Source organism: Luteitalea pratensis, assembly GCF_001618865.1.
Classification (GTDB): Bacteria; Acidobacteriota; Vicinamibacteria; order Vicinamibacterales; family Vicinamibacteraceae; genus Luteitalea; species Luteitalea pratensis.
This window is the reverse complement of sequence record NZ_CP015136.1, coordinates 2,614,383-2,633,574: the sequence shown is the minus strand read 5'-3', so window position 1 is coordinate 2,633,574 and position 19,192 is coordinate 2,614,383. Positions and strand designations below refer to the sequence as shown.

The following is a 19,192-nucleotide window of genomic DNA, read 5'->3' as shown; positions in this document are numbered from 1 at the left end:
TATCACCCGGGGTGTATCATTCGGCCAAATGCCCCTGCTTGATACACGCAGGGCCGCGACGATGGTCGGGCTTGCCGGCCTCGTGGCGGCCGGTGGCCTGCGGCTGACAGCAGACGCGCCCGACCGGGCTGCGCCAGCCGTCGGCACCGCCGTTGCGTCGCCCCGCGACCTGGTCGAGCAGTACTGCCTGGATTGCCACGACAACGGGTCGAAGAAGGCCGATCTGTCGCTCGAGGCGATCATGGCGAGCGACGTCGCCGCGCATGCCGTCGCCTGGGAGAAGGTCGTCAAGAAGCTGCGCACCCGCCAGATGCCGCCCATCGGCGAGCCGCGGCCGGACGACGCGACGTACGAGGCCATCGTCACGTCGCTCGAGACCGACCTCGACCGCGCCGCGGCGGCACACCCCAACCCTGGACGACCGGCGACGATCCGCCGGCTGACACGCACCGAATACGGCAACGCCATCCGCGACCTGCTCGCCCTGGACGTCGATGTCAGTGCCCTGCTGCCTGCCGACGAATCCAGCTACGGCTTCGACAACGTCACCGTTGGCGAACTGTCGCCGACGCTGCTCGAACGCTACCTCTCGGCGGCCGAGAAGATCAGCCGGCTCGCGGTCGGCCGGGTCGGGCGCTCCCCTGGCGGCGACACATTCAGGGTGGCGCCTGACCTCACGCAGGAAGAGCACATCGGGGGGCTGCCACTCGGCACCCGCGGCGGCACCGTCGTCTCCTACACGTTCCCGCAGGATGGCGAATACGACATCTCGATCCGCCTTCGGCGCGATCGTGACGAGAAGATCGAGGGGCTGACCGAGGCGCACGAGGTCGAGGTCCTGCTGGATCGGGCGAGCGTTCAGACGTTCGCGGTGCAACCGCAACGTCCACAGGCGTCCGGTGAGCCTGCACGCGAAGCCGATGCCCACCTCACCGCACGGCTTGCCGTCCGCGCTGGCCCGCACGTGCTCGGCGTCACCTTTCCGAAGAAGCCCTCCGACCTGCCAGAGACGGCGCGTCAACCGTACCAGGCACACTTCAACTCGTACCGGCATCCGCGACTGCAGCCGGCCATCTATTCCGTCTCGATCGTGGGGCCACTCGCGGCTGGCGGTCCGGGGGACACACCGAGCCGGCGTCGCATCTTCGGCACCCGCGAGAGGCTCCCCGCGGTAGAAAGCGTCGCAGCCCGGAACATCCTGGGCGGTGTGATGTTCCGAGCCTACCGGCGGCCCGTCACGCCAGCCGACCTCGAGGGCCCGATGATTCTCTACCGCCAGGGTCGGGCCAGTGGTGATTTCGACGCCGGCATCGAGATGGCGTTGGCGGGCGTGCTGGTGAGCCCCTCGTTCCTGTTCCGGGTCGAGACCGATCCCGCCAGCCTGCCCGCGGGCACGCCCTATCGCATCAGCGATCTTGCACTCGCGTCGCGGTTGTCGTTCTTCCTCTGGAGCAGCATCCCGGACGACGAACTGCTGGAAGTCGCGATCGACGGCACGCTGCGCCAACCCGCGGTGCTCGAGCGGCAGGTACGCCGCATGCTCGCCGACGATCGGTCACGGGCCCTCGTAACCAACTTCGCGGCGCAGTGGCTGCACCTGCGCAGCCTTGAGGCGATCACGCCGGACATGCGCCTGTTCCCGGACTTCGACGACAACCTGCGCCAGGCCTTCCGGCAGGAGACCGAACTCTTCGTCGACAGCATCCTGCGCGAGGATCGCAGCGCGCTTGACCTGCTGCGGGCGAGGTACACCTTCCTCAACGAGCGGCTCGCGAAGCACTACGGAATCGGGCACGTGTACGGCTCGCGCTTCCGCCGCGTCGCCCTGGACGACGCGAGCATGCGTGGTGGCCTGCTCCGCCAGGGCAGCATCCTGACGGTGACCTCCTATGCGACGCGTACCTCGCCGGTCCTCCGCGGCAAGTGGGTGCTCGACAACCTGCTCGGCGTCCCGCCACCCGCACCGCCGCCCGACGTGCCGGCCCTGAAGGACAACACGGTCGACGGACGCCTCTCGGGGCGAATGCGGCTTGCCGAGCACCGCCAGAACAAGGCCTGCGCGCGCTGTCACAACATCATCGATCCCGTGGGCCTGTCACTCGAGACGTTCGACGCTGTCGGCCGGCGACGCCAGGTCGAGGACGGCGTCGCGATCGATGCCTCCGGCGGCCTGCCCGACGGCCGCACGTTCACCGACGTCACCGGCCTCGAAGCAGCGTTGCTGGCGCGTCCGGAGTTGCTGGCGTCGACGATCACCGAGAAACTCCTCACGTACGCCTGCGGGCGAGGCGTCGAGCCGAGCGATGCGCCCGCGGTGCGCGCGATCGTCCGCGCGGCACAGCCCAACGAGTACCGCCTGTCGTCGATCGTGCTCGGCGTGGTGCAGAGCGAGCCCTTCCAGATGAGGACGTCACGATGATCATCACCAAGAAGGCGGTCCCGCGGCGTGCACTCCTTCGTGGCATGGGCGCGTCGGTGGCGCTGCCGCTGCTCGACGCGATGCTGCCGGCGATGACGGCTTTGGCGAAGACGCCCGCCCGGCCGGTGCGGCGCCTCGGTTTCGTGTACATGCCGATGGGCTGCGACCTGCCGCGATGGACACCGCCAGGCGAGGGACGCATCACGGCGCTCTCGCCGACGCTGCAGTCGCTGGCACCGGTGGCCAACCAGCTGACCATCCTCTCCAACCTCGAGTTGAAGAACGCGTATCCAGGCACGCACGCGACGTCCAACGCTGCATTCCTCAGCGCCGCGCGCGCCAAGTGGACCGAGAGTACGGACTACTACCTGGGCACCACGATCGACCAGGTGGCCGCCCAGCAGATGGGCCGCGAGACGCTGCTGCCGTCGCTCGAGATGTCGATGGACCTCCTGCAGACGGTGGGCCAGTGCGACAACGGCTACGCATGCGTGTACCAGAACAACCTGTCGTGGGCCTCCCCCACCACGCCGCTGCCGGCCGAGGCACACCCGCGCCTCGTGTTCGAACGGCTGTTCGGCGACGGCGGCAGCGCGGCGGATCGCCAGGCTGCCCTGCGGCGGCGCGCCAGCCTCCTCGACGTGCTGCACGAGGACATCGCGCGGCTGCAGCGGACACTCGGCGCCGAGGATCGGGTGCGCGTGGGCGGCTATCTCGACACTGTGCGCGAGGTCGAACGGCGCATCCAGAAGGCGGAGGCCCAGGTCGCGGACGCGCCGCTGCCCGATCTCGATCGTCCCGCCGGCGTCCCCGCCTCCTACGCCGACCACGCGAAGCTGATGTTCGACCTGCAGGTGCTCGCGCTGCAGGGCGACGTGACGCGGGTGATCACGTTCCAGCTCGCCCGTGAGACCAGCAACCGCAGCTACACCGAGATCGGTGTCAGCGATCCGCACCACCCGCTGACCCACCACGGCAACGACCCCGACAAGGTCGCGCGGATGGCGAAGATCAACGCGTTCCACGTGTCGCTCTTCGCATCCTTCCTCGAGACGCTGCAGGCGACACCCGAAGGCGACGGCAGCCTGCTGGATCACTCGCTGTACCTGTATGGCAGCGGCATGGGCGACCCGAACGTGCACGACCACGTGAACCTGCCGATCCTCGTGGCCGGCGGCGGCGCCGGCTCACAGCCGGGCGCCCGCCACGTGCGCTTCGCGGAGCCGACGCCACTGGCCAACCTCCACCTGACGCTGCTCGAACGCGCCGGCGTGCGCCTCGACGCCTTCGCCGACAGCAAGGGACGTGTCGACGAGTTGCTCTCCGTCTGAGATCGCGGTCATGACCCTGCGACGCGTCGCTCTCGGCACGGCGGTGCTGCTGCTCCTGGCGAGCGGCCGCGCGTCTGCGGCTGACGCGATGCTGGCCGATGCCGCCGAGCGCGCCGCATGGACAGAGGTGCAGACCTTGTTGACGCGGAACGTCGACGTCAACGCCGCCCAGGCCGACGGTATGACGGCGCTGCATTGGGCCGCGCACCACGACGACCTCGACGTCGCCGACGCGCTGATCCGGGCCGGCGCACGCGTCACCGTCAGCAATCGCTACGGCGTGACGCCACTGTCGATCGCCTGCACCAACGGCAATGCGGCGATGGTGGCCCGCTTCCTGGACGCCGGCGCCGAAGCCACTGCCAGCCTGCCCGGGGGCGAGACGGCGCTGATGACCGCCGCGCGGACCGGATCGCTGCCCACCGTGTCGCTTCTGTTGTCACGCGGAGCCCCTGTCGACGCGAAGGACGAACGGCGGGGCCAGACCGCGCTGATGTGGGCGGCCGCCGAGGGCCATGCCCCCGTGGTCCTGGCTTTACTCGCCGCCGGGGCCGACGTGCATGCCCACTTGTCCTCCGGCTTCACGCCCCTCCTGTTCGCGGCCCGCGAGGGACGCCTCGACGTCGTCCGGGAGTTGGTCCACGCGGGAGCGGACGTCAACGAGGCCATTCCGCCAGACGGGCCCGGGCCGCGCCGCCGCGGCTACGGCGGCAGCGTCCCCCCAGCGGGCACGACGCCGTTGCTAATGGCCGTGAGAAATGCGCATTTCGAGGTGGCGGCCGCCCTGCTCGACGCAGGCGCCCATCCCGATGGCGACGTGGCCGGCTACACCGCCCTGCACCTGCTCACCGTGGTCCGCAAGCCGGGTGTCGGCGACAACGACCCGGCGCCGGAAGGCTCGGGCAAGGTCGGGAGTCTCGATCTGGTGCGAGCCCTCGTCGCGCGCGGCGCGAACGTCAACGCACGGATGACGAAGCGGCCCAACCTGAACAACACGCGCCTCGACGAACGCGGCGCCACGCCATTCCTGCTCGCCGCGCTCACCGCCGATGCCGAGTTGATGCGGGTGCTCGTGAAGGCAGGGGCCGACCCGTCGATCCCGAACGTCGACGGCAGCACGCCGCTGATGGTCGCGGCCGGCCTGGCCACCAGGTCGCCGGGCGAGGACGCCGGCACGGAACCCGAGGTGCTCGAGGCGCTGCAATTGCTGCTCGACCTCGGCGCGGATCCGAATGCCGTCGATCGCCATGGCGAAACCGCAATGCACGGCGCCGCGTACAAGAACCTGCCGAAGGCCGTGCGCATGCTCGCCGCGAAAGGCGCCCGCATCGACGTTTGGAACCAGCCGGACGAGTTCGGCTGGACGCCGCTGGCCATTTCCGCCGGCTATCGCTTCGGCAACTTCAAGCCGTCACCCGAGACCGAAGCGGCCCTGAGGGAGGTCATGCTGGCGGCCGGCGTAACGCCGCCGGCCGTGATCGTCGCCAAGACCCGCCAGATCTACTGAAGCAGGAAGCAGGAGCCTCCGACTTCGGCCTTGGGCCTTGGGCCTTCGGCCTTCGCCATTGGTCATTGGTCATTGGTCATTGGTCATTGGTCATTCGAAGGTAGGGCCGGCTCTCCGAGCCCGGCCAACCGCTCGTCGTCGGCCTTCGGCGTTCCTCATTCGGCGTTCGGCGTTAGGATCGGCCCCCTATGCGCCCGGCTGCCAGCAAGACGCTCACGACCCGCACGCTCACCCGCCGCTCGTTCGTCACGGCTGCCACGGGCCTCGCATCGGTGGCGCCGGCACTGGCACGCGGTGCAACATCCCAGGCATCAACCTCGAGTGGCGGCCTGTTCGCGTACGTCGGTACCTACAGTTCGCCGCCTGTGGACGCGCCCCCAGGCAAGGTCGATCTGCCGCCCGGCAACGGTCGCGGCATCCACATCTTCCGGGTCGATCGGACCACGGGCACGCTGACGGCCGCTGGCGTCACCGACCACTACACGAGCCCGAGTGCCCTCGTCTTCGACGCGACGGGCACCCACCTCTATTCGACCAACGCAACTGACCTTGTCGACAACGGCGCCTCCGGCACCGTCAGCGCGTTCACCGTGGATCGGACCTCGGGGCAGTTGCAGTTGCTGAACAGCGTAGCCTCCGGTGGGACCGGACCAACCTACGCGAGCGTGCACCGCGGCGGCCGGCACCTGCTCGTCGCCAACTACGCGGGCGGCTCGGTGGCAGTACTCCCGATCCTCCCTGACGGCCGGCTCGGGCCCGCGACCGACGTCAAGAAGACCACCGGCGTCGTCGGCCCGAAACGCGCGACGCATGCACCGCCGGGCAGCTTCGCCATCAGCGGCCACGACACGCCGCACGCGCACATGATCGGCACCGATCCGGCGGGTCGGTTCGTGATCGTCCCGGACCTCGGACTGGACCGTATCTTCGTGTGGGCGTTCGATGCCAATGCTGGCACGCTGAGTCCTGCCGACCCGCCATCGGTCGCGCTTCCGCCCGGCGATGGGCCGCGCCATTTCGCCTTCCATCGCGACGGCCGCTGGCTCTATGCGATCCAGGAAGAAGGCTCGACCATCGTGCTGTTCGACTACGATGCGGAGCGAGGGCGCCTGTCGGCGCGGCAGACGATCTCCAGCCTGCCGGCAGGCTATGCCGGCAGCAACTTCTGCTCGGGCATCCTCATCTCGCAGGACGGCAGGTTCGTCTATGCCGGCAACCGGCTGCACGACAGCGTCGGCATCTTCGCGGTCGGCCGCGATGGCACGCTCACGTTCGTGGACGACATCTGGACGCGTGGTGACTATCCACGCAGCATGACGATCGACCCGAGCGGCCGTTTCATGTACGTCTGCAACCAGCGCGCCGATCACGTCACCGCGTTCGCCATCGACGGCGCGACCGGTCGGCTGGCGTTCACCGGACAATACACACCGGTCGGTAACCCGTCAGCGATTGCCTTCCTGGACACGGGGCGCGGGTAGCGCGGGGAGCCGAGCTACTTTGTCAGGATGTGAGCGTCAAGCCATCGTCCGTCGACCTGAAGGTCGACGGCTACGGCTGAATAGTCTAGGCGTCGAGCTCGCTCGACGCATCACCACGACGCCGGCTGATTCAGCCCCACTACCTTGACGGCGTTAGGCGTTGGGGCTGCGTTCGGCGTTCGACGTTCGGCGTTCGTCTCGAATCCGGCCTCGTAGGCGTCGACCTTCAGGTCGACGCTGCCGACGGCAACGCCGGGTTGGCCGCCATGGCTTCGGCGCCCAGGCGACAGCCCGGCGCTGCCTCCATCGACGGATCGGTAGCGGTCCGCTGTCCCAGCGGGCCGGGCCACAACGTCGCGATTGCGGGCGCGGTCCTGCAACATGGCCGTGATATACGGTCAGGGCCGGACAATCCGTCCGCTATCGATCACTTACGCAGGTTCGCAACAAACACCGAGGCTCCATGGTTCTGCTTGCTGCACTCGTCATCGGCATCGTCTCCGGGCTACGCACGATGACCGCGCCCACCGCGGTCAGTTGGGCGGCGAAGCTGGGCTGGCTGCCGCTGCAAGGGACATCGCTCGCGTGGCTGGGCACGGCACCGGCTGCATGGGGACTGACCGCCCTGGCGCTGGGCGAGTGGGTCGCGGACCAGCTGCCCACGACGCCGAGCCGCACCGTGCCAGTGCAGTTCGGCGCGCGGTTGGTGTCGGGCGGGTTCTCGGGCGCTGCCATCGGGCTCGCGCACGGCAGCGCTGTCGCTGGCCTGATCGCGGGACTCGTTGGCGCGGTGATCGGCACGCTCGGCGGACGGGCCGCGCGTGGAGCGCTGGCCAACGCCTTCGGCAATGATCATCCCGCGGCCTTCCTCGAAGACGGCGTTGCCGTCGCCCTCGCGCTGCTCGCGCTCGGAGCGCTCAAGTGACGCACGCCGACGCCATCATCATCGGCTCGGGCCAGGCCGGCCCCCCGCTCGCCGGGCGCCTCACCGCTGCAGGCCAGCATGTCGTCGTCGTAGAACGTCAGCAGTTCGGCGGCACATGCGTCAACACGGGGTGCACCCCGACCAAGACGCTCGTGGCCAGCGCGTACGCCGCGCACCTCGCGCGCCGGGCCGCCGACTATGGCGTCGTGATCGAGGGGGCGGTCCGCATCGACATGGCAGCCGTGAAAGCGAGGGCCGACAAGGTGTCGGGCGACTCCCGCAAAGGCGTCGAAAAGTGGCTCCGCGGCATGGATCGCTGCACCGTACTCGAGGGTCATGCCCGCTTCGAGGACGCCAGCACCATCCGCGTCGGCGGCGACACGTACACGGCGCCGCGGATCTTCGTCAACGTCGGCGGGCGCGCTCGCGTGCCGGACCTGCCGGGCGTGCACGACGTGCCGGTGCTCACCAACACCTCGATGCTGGCGCTGGAGGAATTGCCGCGGCACCTGGTCATCGTCGGCGGCAGTTACATCGGCCTCGAATTCGCGCAGATGTACCGGCGATTCGGCGCGGATGTCACGGTCGTGGAGATGGGGCCCCGCCTGATCGGTCGGGAAGACGAGGAGATCTCGGCCGCCATCAGGACGATCCTCGAGGCCGAGGGCATCACGGTGCGGACCGGAGCGGCGTGCATCAGTCTGGCGCGTCACGACGAGGGCGTGGCCGTGCAACTCGATTGCCACAACGGGCCGCCCGTGGCGGTCGGGTCCCACGTCCTGCTGGCGGTCGGCCGGCAGCCGAACACGGACGACCTCGGGCTGGATCGCGCGGGTGTCGTGCTCGACGATCGCGGCTACATCACGGTGGACGACACGCTGCGCACCAATGTGCCCGGCATCTGGGCGCTCGGCGACTGCAATGGTCGCGGCGCGTTCACGCACACGTCGTACAACGACTTCGAGATCGTGGCGGCGAACCTTCTCGACGGCGAGGCGCGCTCGCTCCTGGAACGGATCCCGGCCTACGCGCTGTACATCGACCCGCCGCTCGGCCGCGTCGGCATGACCGAGGCCGAGGCACGCCGCACCGGACGTCCGCTGCTCGTCGGCCGCCGGCCCATGACCCGTGTCAGCCGCGCCATCGAGAAAGGCGAGACACAAGGGCTGATGAAGGTCGTCGCAGACAGCGAGACGCGCAAGATCCTCGGCGCCGCCATCCTGGGCGTCGGCGGCGACGAGGCCATTCACGGTGTGATCGACATGATGCAAGCAGGCGCGACCTACGACGTCCTGCAGCGCGCCGTGCCCATCCACCCGACCGTGTCGGAACTGATACCGACGGTGATCGGCGACCTGAAGCCGGCCTAGAGGAGGAGGTAGGACGGAGGACGGAAGACGGAGGAACTGCCTCCTACCTCCTCCCCCCGTCCTTCCTCGGTCCTCCCTCCTCCGTCCTCCGTCCTCTAGAGCCTGTGCGTGAAGACGAGGAGCAACACCACCAGCGCGGCGCCGATACGCCACCAGCCGAACACGGCGAGGCGGCGATGCTGCAGCCAGTTGACCATCCAGGTGACCGACAGCATCGCGGAGAGCCAGGCCGCCACGAAGCCCGCGGTCACGACGGTCGGGCCGTACGCGGCGAGCATCACCCCGCCGCTGTCGAGCGCCTTGTAGGCCGTGGCGGCGCCGAGCGTGAGCAGGCCGAGGAGGAACGAGAACTCCACCGCGGCCGATAGCGACAGCCCCACCGCGACACCACCCAGGATCGTCGCGAGGCTGCGGCTCACGCCTGGCCAGAGCGCGGCACACTGGCAGACACCGATCAGCAGGGCCGATGGCAAGGCGACGCGGCCGAGGCGCAGGCCACCGGGCTGCAGGCGCGACGACACCGCCAGCATCAGCACACCCCCGACCGCCCAGGCGATCGCCACGGGGATCGGCCCGAACAGGTAACCTTCGATCAACTCGTCGAAGGCGAGCCCGGCGATCGCGGCGGGCACGAACGCGACGGCAAGCGCGAGCGCCAGGTGCAGTCCATCGGCGTCACGCCCGAGGACGCCGCGAAGCATCTGCAGCAGGCGCTGGCGGTACAGCACCAGGACGGCCGCGATCGCACCGCCCTGGATGGCGATCGCGTACGTATTGGCCGCCGCACTCGCCTCGATGCCCAGCAGGCGCTGCGTCACGAGCAGGTGTCCGGTCGAACTGACGGGGAGGAATTCGGTCAGCCCCTCGACGAGGCCGAGTACGACAGCGCGCCACAAGTCCACGCGCCACTATCGCACGGGCAGGCCGGGCTCGGAGAGCCGGCCCTACCGTCGCGCTGAACCGGCGGCGCAGCGTCCGGGTCAGGCTATTCCAGATCCGCACTCGCATGCGCGGTGGGCAGCGGCGCGGCGAGAAGGATGTCGTCCTCCGGGGTCTCGTGACCATCGAGGATGCGGTGCGCACGCGCGACGTCGAGTGCTCCGTCCCACTTGGCCACCACCAGCGTCGCCACGACATTGCCGACAAGGTTGGTGAGGGCGCGCGCCTCGGACATGAAGCGGTCGACGCCGAGCAGCAGGGTCAATCCCGCCACCGGGATGCTGGGCACCGCGGCGAGCGTCGCCGCCAGGGTGATGAAGCCGCTGCCGGTCACGCCGGCCGCCCCCTTCGACGTCACCAGCAACAGCCCCAGGATCGAGAGCGTCTGCCCCCACGACAACCGCACATCGGTCGCCTGGGCCACGAACACCGCCGCCATGGTCATGTAGATGGCCGTGCCATCGAGGTTGAAAGAATAGCCTGTCGGCACCACCAGGCCGACGACGGACTTGGCGCAGCCGAGGCGCTCCATCTTGACCATCACTCTCGGCAGCGCCGACTCGGATGACGATGTGCCGAGCACGATGAGGAGTTCCTCGCGCACGTAGCGCACCAGCTTGAAGATGCTGAAGCCGGCAGCCCGCACGATCGCACCGAGGACGACGATCACGAACAGCAGGCACGTGATGTACACCGCCGCCATCAGCTTGCCGAGCGACAGCAGCGTGCCGAGCCCGTACATGCCGATCGTGAATGCCATCGCGCCGAAGGCGCCGATCGGAGCGAGCCGCATCACCAGGCCGACGACGGCAAACAAGCCGTGGGCGAGTGATTCGAGCAGGCCGACCAGCGGCGCGCTACCCGGCTGCAGGTGCAGCATCGCCAGGCCGAACAGCACCGCGAACAACAGCACCTGCAGGATGTCGCCGCGCGCGAACGCACCGACCACACTGTCGGGAATGATATTGAGGAGGAACTCGGTGACGCTGGCATGGGCAGCGCCCGACGTATAGGCGGCGACCCCCTTGGCATCGAGCGTCGCGGGGTCCACGTGCATGCCCGCACCAGGCTGGACGATCGTCACGACGATCAATCCGACGATCAGCGCGAGGGTGGAGACCACTTCGAAGTACACGAGGGCGCGGAATCCGACCCGCCCGACGTCCTTCATCGCGCCCATCTGGCCGATGCCGACCACGACCGTCGTGAACACGATCGGCGTGATCAGCATCTTGACCAGCTTGATGAAGCCATCGCCGAGCGGCTTCATCGCCACCGCGGCCTCCGGATAGGTGGCACCGAGGATCACGCCGAGCGCGATGCCGATCAGCACCTGGACGTAGAGGCTGCGAAACACCCTGACTCCCTGCCTGCAGGTCGTGCCGCCGTGACACGACTGGATGGAACGCCCGCATTGTAGCGTCTGCGCCTGCGGCGACCCGAGTCGCGACGACGCAATGCCCTCCGATCCGCCGACCTGAAGGTCTGCGGCTACGTACTACACTTGCCGGCATGCGACTCGTCCGCGCATTCGTCACGGCGGCCTGCTGGCTGTGCATCGGCACTGCGGCCGCTGGTCAGACGGCGCCGTCGCCCGAGCCACAGACGCCACCGCCGACGACGGACACGACGCCGGCCGCACCAGCACCCCAGGGCGCTGCCCAACAACCTCCGCTCAACCCGGGGCAGGAGATCGCCGGCGCCGAACCGGCCGGCGCAGCGCTCGCCCTTGGCCCTGCGAAGCTGCGGATTGGCGGGTACGTGGGCGTCACTGGTATCTATCGATCGACAAGCAGCGGCGGTGGCCCCGGGACGAACTTCGGCACCATCCCGTACGAGGACACGTTGGCAGGGAGTGTCTCGGAAACGCGGTTGACTGCGCAGTCCTCGCGGCTCTCGATCCGCGTCGACGCCCCGTTCACCGAGGCGCGGTTTCGCAACATTTCCGGATATTTCGAGATGGACTTCAACGGCGCCACGCCCGGCACCATCGCGGTGACGAGCAACAGCGCCGGTTTCCGGCTGCGCCAGGGTTTCGCCGACGTCCAGTACGGCGACCACTTCTCGATGGCGGTCGGCCAGGCATTCACGCTGATGACACCGGCAAAGGCGCGTCTCAGCGTCTGGCCGTCGGACTACGAGATGTCACAGGCGGTCGACACCAACTACCTGGTCGGTATGGTGTGGGAGCGAGTGCCGCAGGTGCGTTTCACGTGGCGAGCCTCGGACAGCTTCGACTGGGCCGTGTCGATCGAGAACCCCGAGCAGCAAATCGGCGAAGGCGTCGTCACGCTGCCCGACTGCTGCCGCGAGGACATCGAGGCCCAGTACAACACCGGCAACGAGGCCTTGTCGGTGCCGAACCTGATGCCCGACTTCGTGACCCGCGTGGGCATCAACCCGGGCAAGGCGTTGCACGTCGACATCGGCGGCGTCTGGCGCGTGTTCCGGCACACGCTCGCGCCGTATGACGATGTGGAGCGTGCGTCGGGAGGTGGGGCCAGCGTCAACGCGCGAGTGAACGCGACCGCGTCGACGCACCTCATCGCGCAGGCCGCATACGGCGCGGGGCTCGGGCGTTACGTGGGCGGGCTGGTGCCCGACGTTGCCTTCCGCGCCGACGGCTCGATCCGGGCCATTCCCGTCGCCTCCTGGGTGGCCGGCATCGAACAGGTCGTCTCGCGGCGCGCCTCGGTCGGCGGCTACTACTCGGGGCTGCGGACCGACGACACCCACTTCCTCGACGTCGAGGGCGCGCCGGTCGGCTTCGGCTATCCGGGCTCATCGGATGCGGTCAACAGGAGCATCACGGAGATCACGGGGACGGTGTCATTCCTGGCCGTCCGGACGGAGAATCGCGGCTCGGCGCAGGTTGGCGTACAAACCTCGTGGCTGCGGCGCGAACCCTGGTCCGTGGGCAACGGACCGGGCTCGGCCAACGCATTCCTCTTCTTCGTGCAGATGCGCTACAACCTGCCGTGACCGCTCAGTACTTCTCGCGCACGTAGCGGTACGGATAGTCGGGTTCCTTGTAGTTGCCAGGCTTCCCGCGCTTGGGCAGCTTCACCTTCTCGCGCGGTGCGCCGTGGTGCGGCACCTGGTCGAGGATGTGCGCGATGATGTTCAGCCGCGCGCTCCTCTTGTCGTCCGAACGCACGACGTGCCAGGGCGCGAAATCGGTGTCGGTCGCGACGAACATCTCGTCGCGGGCCCGCGAGTAGTCGTACCACCGGCCGTAGGACTTCAGGTCCATCGATGTCAGTTTCCAGATCTTCCGGCCATCGTCGATGCGTGACTTCAGCCGGTCGGTCTGTTCCTCCTCGCTGACCTCGAGCCAGAACTTGATCAGGATGATGCCGGAATCGACCATCGCCTTCTCGACCAGAGGTACGCCGCCGAGGAACTTCCGCGACTCGGCCTCGGTGCAGAAGCCCATCACGCGTTCCACGCCGGCGCGGTTGTACCAGCTGCGATCGAAGATCACGACTTCGCCGGCCGCCGGGAAGTGCGGCACGTAGCGCTGCATGTACATCTGGCTTTTCTGGCGCTCGGTCGGCGCCGGCAGCGCGACGGTCCGGAACACGCGCGGGCTGACTCGCTCGGTGATCGCCTTGATCGCGCCGCCCTTGCCGGCACCGTCGCGGCCTTCGAACACGATGCAGACCTTGAGCCCCTTGAACTTGACCCATTCCTGCAGCTTGACCAGCTTCACGTGGAGCTTGGCCAGTTCCTTGTCGTAGGCCTTGCCCTTCAGTGGCGTGTGTTCCGCGACAGCGGCTCCCGCGTCGGCAACGGCCACGGCGGCGCTCACCTGATCCGGCGTCCGCTTCCCTTTCTTGCCCTTCTTGCCCTTCTTTGTCTTGTCGCGCTTCTTCGTATCGTCGATCCCGGCGCCCTGGTCGGCAGGCGCGCCCTTGTCGTCCTTCGCTTTTTTCATCGTTCGTCCCCTGGTGAACACCAACGGCCGGTGCCGGTCACGCGACGTGCCGCTGCTCGTACGCCTGCACCGCGGCATCGAGGTTGAAGAACATACGGTCCCGGCCGAGCCGATCGCCGAGCGCGCTGCGGCGCACGACGTCAAGCACTTCCGGGTTGAGCCCGGCGAGCCACAAGCTGATTCCCGAGGCCCGAAGCCGCTCCTCGGCCTCGGTCAACATGCGAAGCGCCGTGTATTCGACGTCGGTGACGCCACGGCAGTCGAGCAGCACGACGCGCGGATGTTCGCGGCTGACGAGCGGACTGATTCGATCCACGACGCGTTCGGCATTGGCGAAGAACAGCCGTCCCTCGGGCCGCAGGATGAGCAGCCCCGGCCACGTTTCGTCGTCGGGATGCTCGGAGGTGCGGGCGCGGAAGGCAGTCGTGCCGCGCTTGCGTCCGAGCACATGGACGGGCGGATTGTAGGCCTGGTGGGCCAGCGACACCAGCGAGGCGATGACCGCGACCAGGATGCCCTGGAGCGTGCCGAGCAGCACGACGCCGGCAAAAGCGCTCACCGCCCAACGGAATTCGATGCGGCGGACACGACGGATCGCCTTGAACTCGGCGGGCTTGATCAGCTCCAGCGAATAGAACACGACCACCGCGGCGAGCGCCGCCTGTGGCATCAATGCGATGACCGGCCCGAGCAGCAGCAAGGTCGCCAGGGCGGCTGTGGCGGTGACGATCCCGGCGACCTGCGAACGCGCGCCCGCGAGCCGGTTGACCGCGGTCTGCGACGTGCCGCCACCGGACGGCATCGCACCCAGCACGCCACCGGTGGCATTCGCCAGGCCGAGCGCCAGCAGTTCCTGGTTGGGATCGGGACGCGGTTCGTCGGTGACACCGAATGCGCGCGCGGCGGCGATGCTCTCGGTGAAGCTCATGAGCGCGATGCCTGCCGCCGCAGGCCACATCGCTTGGGCCAGCGCCAGGTTCGGGAGCATCAGGTGTGGCAGGCCACCCGCGACGGCGCCCACCGTCGCGACGCCACGTGCCTCGAGGCCAAGCACACCGGAGACGGCGATCGCCAGGCCGATGGCGACGAGAGGCGCGGGCGCACGCGGCGCCACGTGCTCGAGCGCCACGAGCAGCCCCAACAGCACAACGGCCAACAGCAACGTCGGTATCGACGTCTCCGGCAACTGCTGCGCCAGGGCGACCAGGTCGCGGAAGAAGCCGGTCTTCGTGAAGTGGACGCCCAGCAGCTTCGGAAGCTGGTCCACGACGATCACGAGGCCGATACCCGACTTGAAGCCGGTGAGCACCGGGTCGGAGATGAAGGAGGCCACGAATCCCAGGCGCAAGAGCGACGCCAGCCCGAGGAGGACCCCGACCAGCACCGACAGCGTCGCTGCGGCGGCGATGAGCGCGGCGGCATCGCCGCCTGGTGCCGCACGTCCGAGCTCCGCGGCCGTCAGGATGGCGATCGTCGTCGTGGTGCTGACGCTGAGCGGTCGCGATGTTCCCAGCAAGGCATAGACCACCATCGGCACGATGGCGGTGTACAGCCCGACGTGCAGCGGCAGCTGCGCGATCGTCGCGTAGGCCATCGCCTTCGGTACGACCACCGCGGCCGCCGTCAGGCCGGCGGTGAGGTCAGGCCGAAGCCACGCACGCGGGTACGCACGGAGCCAGCCAAGGCTCGGAATGAGGGACGCGGCACTCATGCTTAGCTGAAGCATACGCTCGGCACGACTAACCGACGACTGACCATGGTCGAGATCACAAGGGTCGGCGCCTCCCCAGCCTCAGCGGGACGCGCCGATGAAATGCACCATCCCGAACCGTCCCGGATCGTGGAATCCGCGTTCGGCGCGCGTCACCGACCACGCCGAGTACTCGTCGTCTCCACGCAGCGCCAGCAACTCTGCATCGATCGCTGTCTTGCCGTCGTCGGTGGCCGACCGGCGCTCCGCCACGAGCGCATCGATGCGCGCGGCCTTGGCCACTCCGCCGGGCCGCTTGATGCGGTACAGCCCGACACGCCACTCGTTGCCCGGCACCGGCGCCTGCGTCACGCCAGCGTCGGCGAGCGACGCCCACGGGATAGCCATTTCGGCGACCCACCCGGCGGCATGACGACGCACGGCTGTCCGGAGGCCCACGACATCCCAGCGGCGAGCATTCGGCCCGCCCGCCTGCGGCGCCGCGATCAGCAGGTCCACGACGACGTTGGTGGGGCTGACCTCGATCTCTGCGTAGTTGCGGCCGTCGCCGTCGGGATCGAGGAAGACCTCCACCACCTCCTCCTCCCACAACCGATCGTCGCGCGCGCCGTGTCGCGCCCATGGCTCGGGATCGCTGCAGGCGAATGCAACGTAGAGGTGCATGGCATCCCATGTCATCGCGGCTTCGGTGGGGAACGTGGGACGACGATCCGGCGCGTGGATGAGACGCATCTCGCCGACGCGCGGCGAGAGCGACCATGTCGCTTCGTCGAGCGTGCCGTCGATCCGGACCTCATCAGTTGCGTGTTTCGCACCGTAGACGGGGAGCGTCACGGGCTGCGCCGTTGCTGTCGCACCGGTGGTCCACGCCACGGTCGTGAGTAGCATGATCAGCCTGAGCATTGCCGCATTGAAGCACGACCGAAACCATGGCGGCATCGCAATTGCACTATGCATGTGCAGAGAACGGTTCCGAGGACAGCGCATGTACACCGCAGATGCCAACCCGGACACGAATAGCGATCTGATGCCACCGGCCGAGCCCTCGAGGCGCCGGCCACTTCCACTACGGAGCACAGCCATGACCAAGACGACGATGCAGCGCCTCTCGGCCAGCATGCTGACGGGCCTGTCGATGCTCGTCCTGTCGTCGAGCGCGTCCGCGCAGTACTGGGGGCGAGGCACCAACCCAGCCTCCGGTGCCTGCTTCTACGAGGACATCAATTACGGCGGTCGGTACTTCTGCACGCGCGTCGGCGACAGCAACCCCCGCGTGCCCTCCAACATCAACGACGAGATCTCGTCGATTCGACTGTTCGGCGATGCCGAGATCGTCGTCTTCCGCGACGGCGACATGCGCGGCGAGACGCGCATGTTCACCAGGAGCGTGCGCGACATGCGGAGCAGCGGGTTCAACGACCGGGTGACCTCGTATGTCGTGCAGCCGCGCGGCTACGGCGGCGGCAACTGGGGCGCCACAAATGGCGGCGGCAGGTACAACGGCGGCGGCTACAACAACGGCGCCTATAACAGTGGCGGCTATCACGACAACGGCCGCGGCACCTATGACGGCGGCTACAGCGGCGCCTACGGCCGCGGCTCCAGCTACGGCACCGCCGGCCGATGGACGTACCCGCAGGCCGAAACGATGGTCCGGCAGGGCTATCGTCGTGTCCTCGGCCGCGAGCCGGACCCGGCGGCCCGATCCTGGGTCAACGAAGTCATGAAGAACAACTGGAGTCAGCGTCAGCTCGAAGACGCCCTGCGCCAGAGCCCGGAAGCGCGACACCGGTAGCGGCGCGATCGGCGATTGCCGCGGCCCCGTGGGGGCCGCGGTGCCCGATGACACCGTTGAGTACGTGGCCACTGGCCTGGGGGCGAATCGTGGCCTTCCCGGCTCCGGTGGCTGAGTGCCGGTACGAGTGAGGGTGCGACGAGGGACGCCACGAGCGTGGAGGGGGTGTCGAGGTCGGCGTGTTGCATCGCGGACTCCTTCCGAATTGCCGCCGCATGCGGGCGACGGCCCTCATCTAGACGGACACGCCACCGGCAAACTCCGCGCGCGGCGGTGAATTGACTGGGTGGGGCATTACGGCTGCAGCCGTCGCTCGTGGAACGCGCGACGAACCGGATCGGCCACCGGCATCGGCGCCATCGTCTCGCCGAGACGCATGGTCTGGTGCGCATCCGGTGCGTACGCGGGCCACCGTGGCAATCCCGATCCGTTGGGGTCACCGGTCTTCGCGAAGTTCACGAAGTACTTCGACATCCGCTCGGACACGGTCGTGTCGAGTGGCTCCCACGCGCGCTTGCCGCGTCCGACGGTGCGGAACACGTACGGAACCTCTGACGTGTGATGGGCGCCGAACTCCGGATGTTCCGGCCACGGCGTGACGCGATCGAAGTAGTAGGTGTAAACCGTGCGGCTCGCGCGCACCTGGTCCGCGGCCCATCGATCCATCGTCACGCGGGCACGGTCGCGCCCTGCCGCCTTCCGCGCCGCAGGCACGTCGGCATCGCTCGCCACCGGGTAGAGATCCAGGAACGCCCTGGCCTGCTCTCCATAGGTCTTCGTGGCCTCCTCCGTGTAGGCCGCCACCGTTCCCGATGCCGCCGCACCGAATCCCTGACCACCCGTGCCGATGTCGTCGGCGTTGAAACCGGCCATCACCGGCACCTGCTCGGCCGGCAACACGTCGGGCAGCACGTAGCCGTCGTTGAACGGGCCGACCGGCGGCGTCGCATTTCCCTGGGTCACTTTTGGCGCGATGAACGTGTCGGCCGGCAGGGCACGCAGCGCCGCGATTGACGAGGCGCCGTGCGCAGCGGCGAACTTCACGCCAGCTGCTTCCCAATCGGCGAGCGAACCGCCACGCCCCGGCCCGAACCTCATGATCAACCCGGGGCCGGCCATGCCGATGGCACGCGCGAAGAGTCCCTTCGCGAGTGGAGACCGCATCAGGGCGGCCACTGACAAACCGCCCGCCGACTGTCCGACGATGGTCACGTTGGCCGGATCCCCGCCAAAGGCGCTGATGTTCGTCCTGACCCACTGCAACGCGGCGATCTGGTCGAGCGTGCCGTAGTTACCCGACACGTGGTGGGGTGACTCCTTCGACAGTTCCGGATGCGCCAGGGCACCAAGGACGCCGGTGCGGTAGTTCATGCTGACAAGGATCACGCCGCGTGATGCGAGCGGTGCGCCATCGTAGACCTCCACGGCAGTCGATCCCTCGTTGAAGCCGCCGCCATAGATCCACACCAACACGGCCAGCGGCGTGGTGGCCCTGGTCGTCGGCGTCCAGACGTTGAGCGTCAGGCAATCCTCGCCGACGGCGTTCTGGGTCATGTACTCCTCGGTCCAGGGCAGGCGCGACCCGAGTTTCTGCTGCATGCAGCTGGTGCCGAACGCCGTCGCCGGCTTGATGCCCTGCCAGGGTGCCGCAGGCTGCGGCGCGCGGAATGCCGAGATACGCCGTGACGCCATCCGCCGTGCCGGCCGTACCGGACACGAGGCCTGTGGCGGTCGTGACGGGACCCAGCGCGGCGCGCGGCTGTGAAGCAGAGAGGCC

General features: G+C 68.5%; 14 protein-coding genes. 8 read left to right on the top strand and 6 right to left on the bottom strand.

Annotation, left to right across the window (positions count from 1 at the left end):
- The first annotated feature begins 28 nt into the window (after positions 1–28).
- The 6 genes from LuPra_RS10830 (at position 29) to LuPra_RS10800 (ending at position 9,033) form a co-directional block, all read left to right on the top strand.
- Positions 29–2,419, top strand: a complete 2,391-nt coding sequence (locus LuPra_RS10830; RefSeq protein ID WP_234800831.1) for a DUF1592 domain-containing protein — start codon at positions 29–31, stop codon at positions 2,417–2,419.
- The gene (locus LuPra_RS10825; RefSeq protein ID WP_110170745.1) at positions 2,416–3,750 is read left to right on the top strand and encodes a DUF1552 domain-containing protein; all 1,335 of its coding nucleotides are present in this window, start codon (positions 2,416–2,418) and stop codon (positions 3,748–3,750) included. Before LuPra_RS10830 ends, LuPra_RS10825 begins: the two co-directional genes overlap by 4 nt.
- A 10-nt stretch (positions 3,751–3,760) precedes the next feature.
- Positions 3,761–5,257 (top strand): ankyrin repeat domain-containing protein, encoded by a 1,497-nt coding sequence (locus tag LuPra_RS10820; protein WP_110170744.1) that lies wholly within the window; start codon positions 3,761–3,763, stop codon positions 5,255–5,257.
- A 188-nt stretch (positions 5,258–5,445) separates the two neighbouring features.
- A complete protein-coding gene (locus LuPra_RS10815; protein ID WP_110170743.1) occupies positions 5,446–6,738 on the top strand; it encodes a lactonase family protein in 1,293 nt (430 codons plus the stop codon).
- A gap of 463 nt (positions 6,739–7,201) precedes the next feature.
- The gene (locus LuPra_RS10805) at positions 7,202–7,663 is read left to right on the top strand and encodes a DUF4126 family protein (RefSeq protein WP_110170741.1); all 462 of its coding nucleotides are present in this window, start codon (positions 7,202–7,204) and stop codon (positions 7,661–7,663) included.
- A complete protein-coding gene (locus tag LuPra_RS10800) occupies positions 7,660–9,033 on the top strand; it encodes an FAD-containing oxidoreductase (RefSeq protein ID WP_110170740.1) in 1,374 nt (457 codons plus the stop codon). Before LuPra_RS10805 ends, LuPra_RS10800 begins: the two co-directional genes overlap by 4 nt.
- Before the next feature lie 95 nt (positions 9,034–9,128).
- Here the strand turns inward: LuPra_RS10800 and LuPra_RS10795 are convergent, their stop codons facing one another.
- Both LuPra_RS10795 and LuPra_RS10790 read right to left on the bottom strand, forming a co-directional pair.
- Positions 9,129–9,935 carry an undecaprenyl-diphosphate phosphatase gene (locus tag LuPra_RS10795; RefSeq protein ID WP_110170739.1) on the bottom strand — a complete coding sequence of 269 codons (807 nt, stop codon included), beginning with the start codon at positions 9,933–9,935 and terminating at the stop codon, positions 9,129–9,131.
- An 83-nt stretch (positions 9,936–10,018) separates the two neighbouring features.
- On the bottom strand, positions 10,019–11,329 hold the full coding sequence (locus LuPra_RS10790; RefSeq protein WP_110170738.1) for a dicarboxylate/amino acid:cation symporter: 1,311 nt from the start codon (positions 11,327–11,329) through the stop codon (positions 10,019–10,021).
- Positions 11,330–11,484: 155 nt separating this feature from the next.
- Here LuPra_RS10790 and LuPra_RS10785 point away from each other — a divergent pair, with 155 nt between their 5' ends.
- Positions 11,485–12,954, top strand: a complete 1,470-nt coding sequence (locus LuPra_RS10785; protein ID WP_110170737.1) for a hypothetical protein — start codon at positions 11,485–11,487, stop codon at positions 12,952–12,954.
- A 4-nt stretch (positions 12,955–12,958) separates the two neighbouring features.
- On the opposite strand, the gene ppk2 is transcribed toward LuPra_RS10785, so the two are convergent.
- The 3 genes from ppk2 to LuPra_RS10770 form a co-directional block, all read right to left on the bottom strand.
- Positions 12,959–13,909 carry a polyphosphate kinase 2 gene (ppk2, locus tag LuPra_RS10780; protein WP_110170736.1) on the bottom strand — a complete coding sequence of 317 codons (951 nt, stop codon included), beginning with the start codon at positions 13,907–13,909 and terminating at the stop codon, positions 12,959–12,961.
- A gap of 37 nt (positions 13,910–13,946) precedes the next feature.
- On the bottom strand, positions 13,947–15,620 hold the full coding sequence (locus LuPra_RS10775; protein WP_110170735.1) for a SulP family inorganic anion transporter: 1,674 nt from the start codon (positions 15,618–15,620) through the stop codon (positions 13,947–13,949).
- A gap of 81 nt (positions 15,621–15,701) precedes the next feature.
- The gene (locus LuPra_RS10770; protein WP_157898998.1) at positions 15,702–16,523 is read right to left on the bottom strand and encodes a carbohydrate-binding family 9-like protein; all 822 of its coding nucleotides are present in this window, start codon (positions 16,521–16,523) and stop codon (positions 15,702–15,704) included.
- 178 nt (positions 16,524–16,701) lie between these two features.
- Here LuPra_RS10770 and LuPra_RS10765 point away from each other — a divergent pair, with 178 nt between their 5' ends.
- A complete protein-coding gene (locus LuPra_RS10765; RefSeq protein WP_157898997.1) occupies positions 16,702–17,415 on the top strand; it encodes a peptidase inhibitor family I36 protein in 714 nt (237 codons plus the stop codon).
- Between the two features lie 294 nt (positions 17,416–17,709).
- Here the strand turns inward: LuPra_RS10765 and LuPra_RS10760 are convergent, their stop codons facing one another.
- A complete protein-coding gene (locus LuPra_RS10760) occupies positions 17,710–19,107 on the bottom strand; it encodes a carboxylesterase/lipase family protein (protein WP_110170732.1) in 1,398 nt (465 codons plus the stop codon).
- Positions 19,108–19,192 lie beyond the last annotated feature (85 nt).

What these genes read in the sequence shown, in the direction of transcription:
- LuPra_RS10830 (WP_234800831.1), top strand. Translation starts at nt 29, where the DNA reads ATGCCCCTGCTTGATACACGCAGGGCCGCGACGATGGTCGGGCTTGCC.
- LuPra_RS10825 (WP_110170745.1), top strand. Translation starts at nt 2,416, where the DNA reads ATGATCATCACCAAGAAGGCGGTCCCGCGGCGTGCACTCCTTCGTGGC.
- LuPra_RS10820 (WP_110170744.1), top strand. Translation starts at nt 3,761, where the DNA reads ATGACCCTGCGACGCGTCGCTCTCGGCACGGCGGTGCTGCTGCTCCTG.
- LuPra_RS10815 (WP_110170743.1), top strand. Translation starts at nt 5,446, where the DNA reads ATGCGCCCGGCTGCCAGCAAGACGCTCACGACCCGCACGCTCACCCGC.
- LuPra_RS10805 (WP_110170741.1), top strand. Translation starts at nt 7,202, where the DNA reads ATGGTTCTGCTTGCTGCACTCGTCATCGGCATCGTCTCCGGGCTACGC.
- LuPra_RS10785 (WP_110170737.1), top strand. Translation starts at nt 11,485, where the DNA reads ATGCGACTCGTCCGCGCATTCGTCACGGCGGCCTGCTGGCTGTGCATC.
- ppk2 (WP_110170736.1), bottom strand. Translation starts at nt 13,909, where the DNA reads ATGAAAAAAGCGAAGGACGACAAGGGCGCGCCTGCCGACCAGGGCGCC.
- LuPra_RS10775 (WP_110170735.1), bottom strand. Translation starts at nt 15,620, where the DNA reads ATGAGTGCCGCGTCCCTCATTCCGAGCCTTGGCTGGCTCCGTGCGTAC.
- LuPra_RS10770 (WP_157898998.1), bottom strand. Translation starts at nt 16,523, where the DNA reads ATGCTCAGGCTGATCATGCTACTCACGACCGTGGCGTGGACCACCGGT.
- LuPra_RS10765 (WP_157898997.1), top strand. Translation starts at nt 16,702, where the DNA reads ATGACCAAGACGACGATGCAGCGCCTCTCGGCCAGCATGCTGACGGGC.
- LuPra_RS10760 (WP_110170732.1), bottom strand. Translation starts at nt 19,107, where the DNA reads ATGGCGTCACGGCGTATCTCGGCATTCCGCGCGCCGCAGCCTGCGGCA.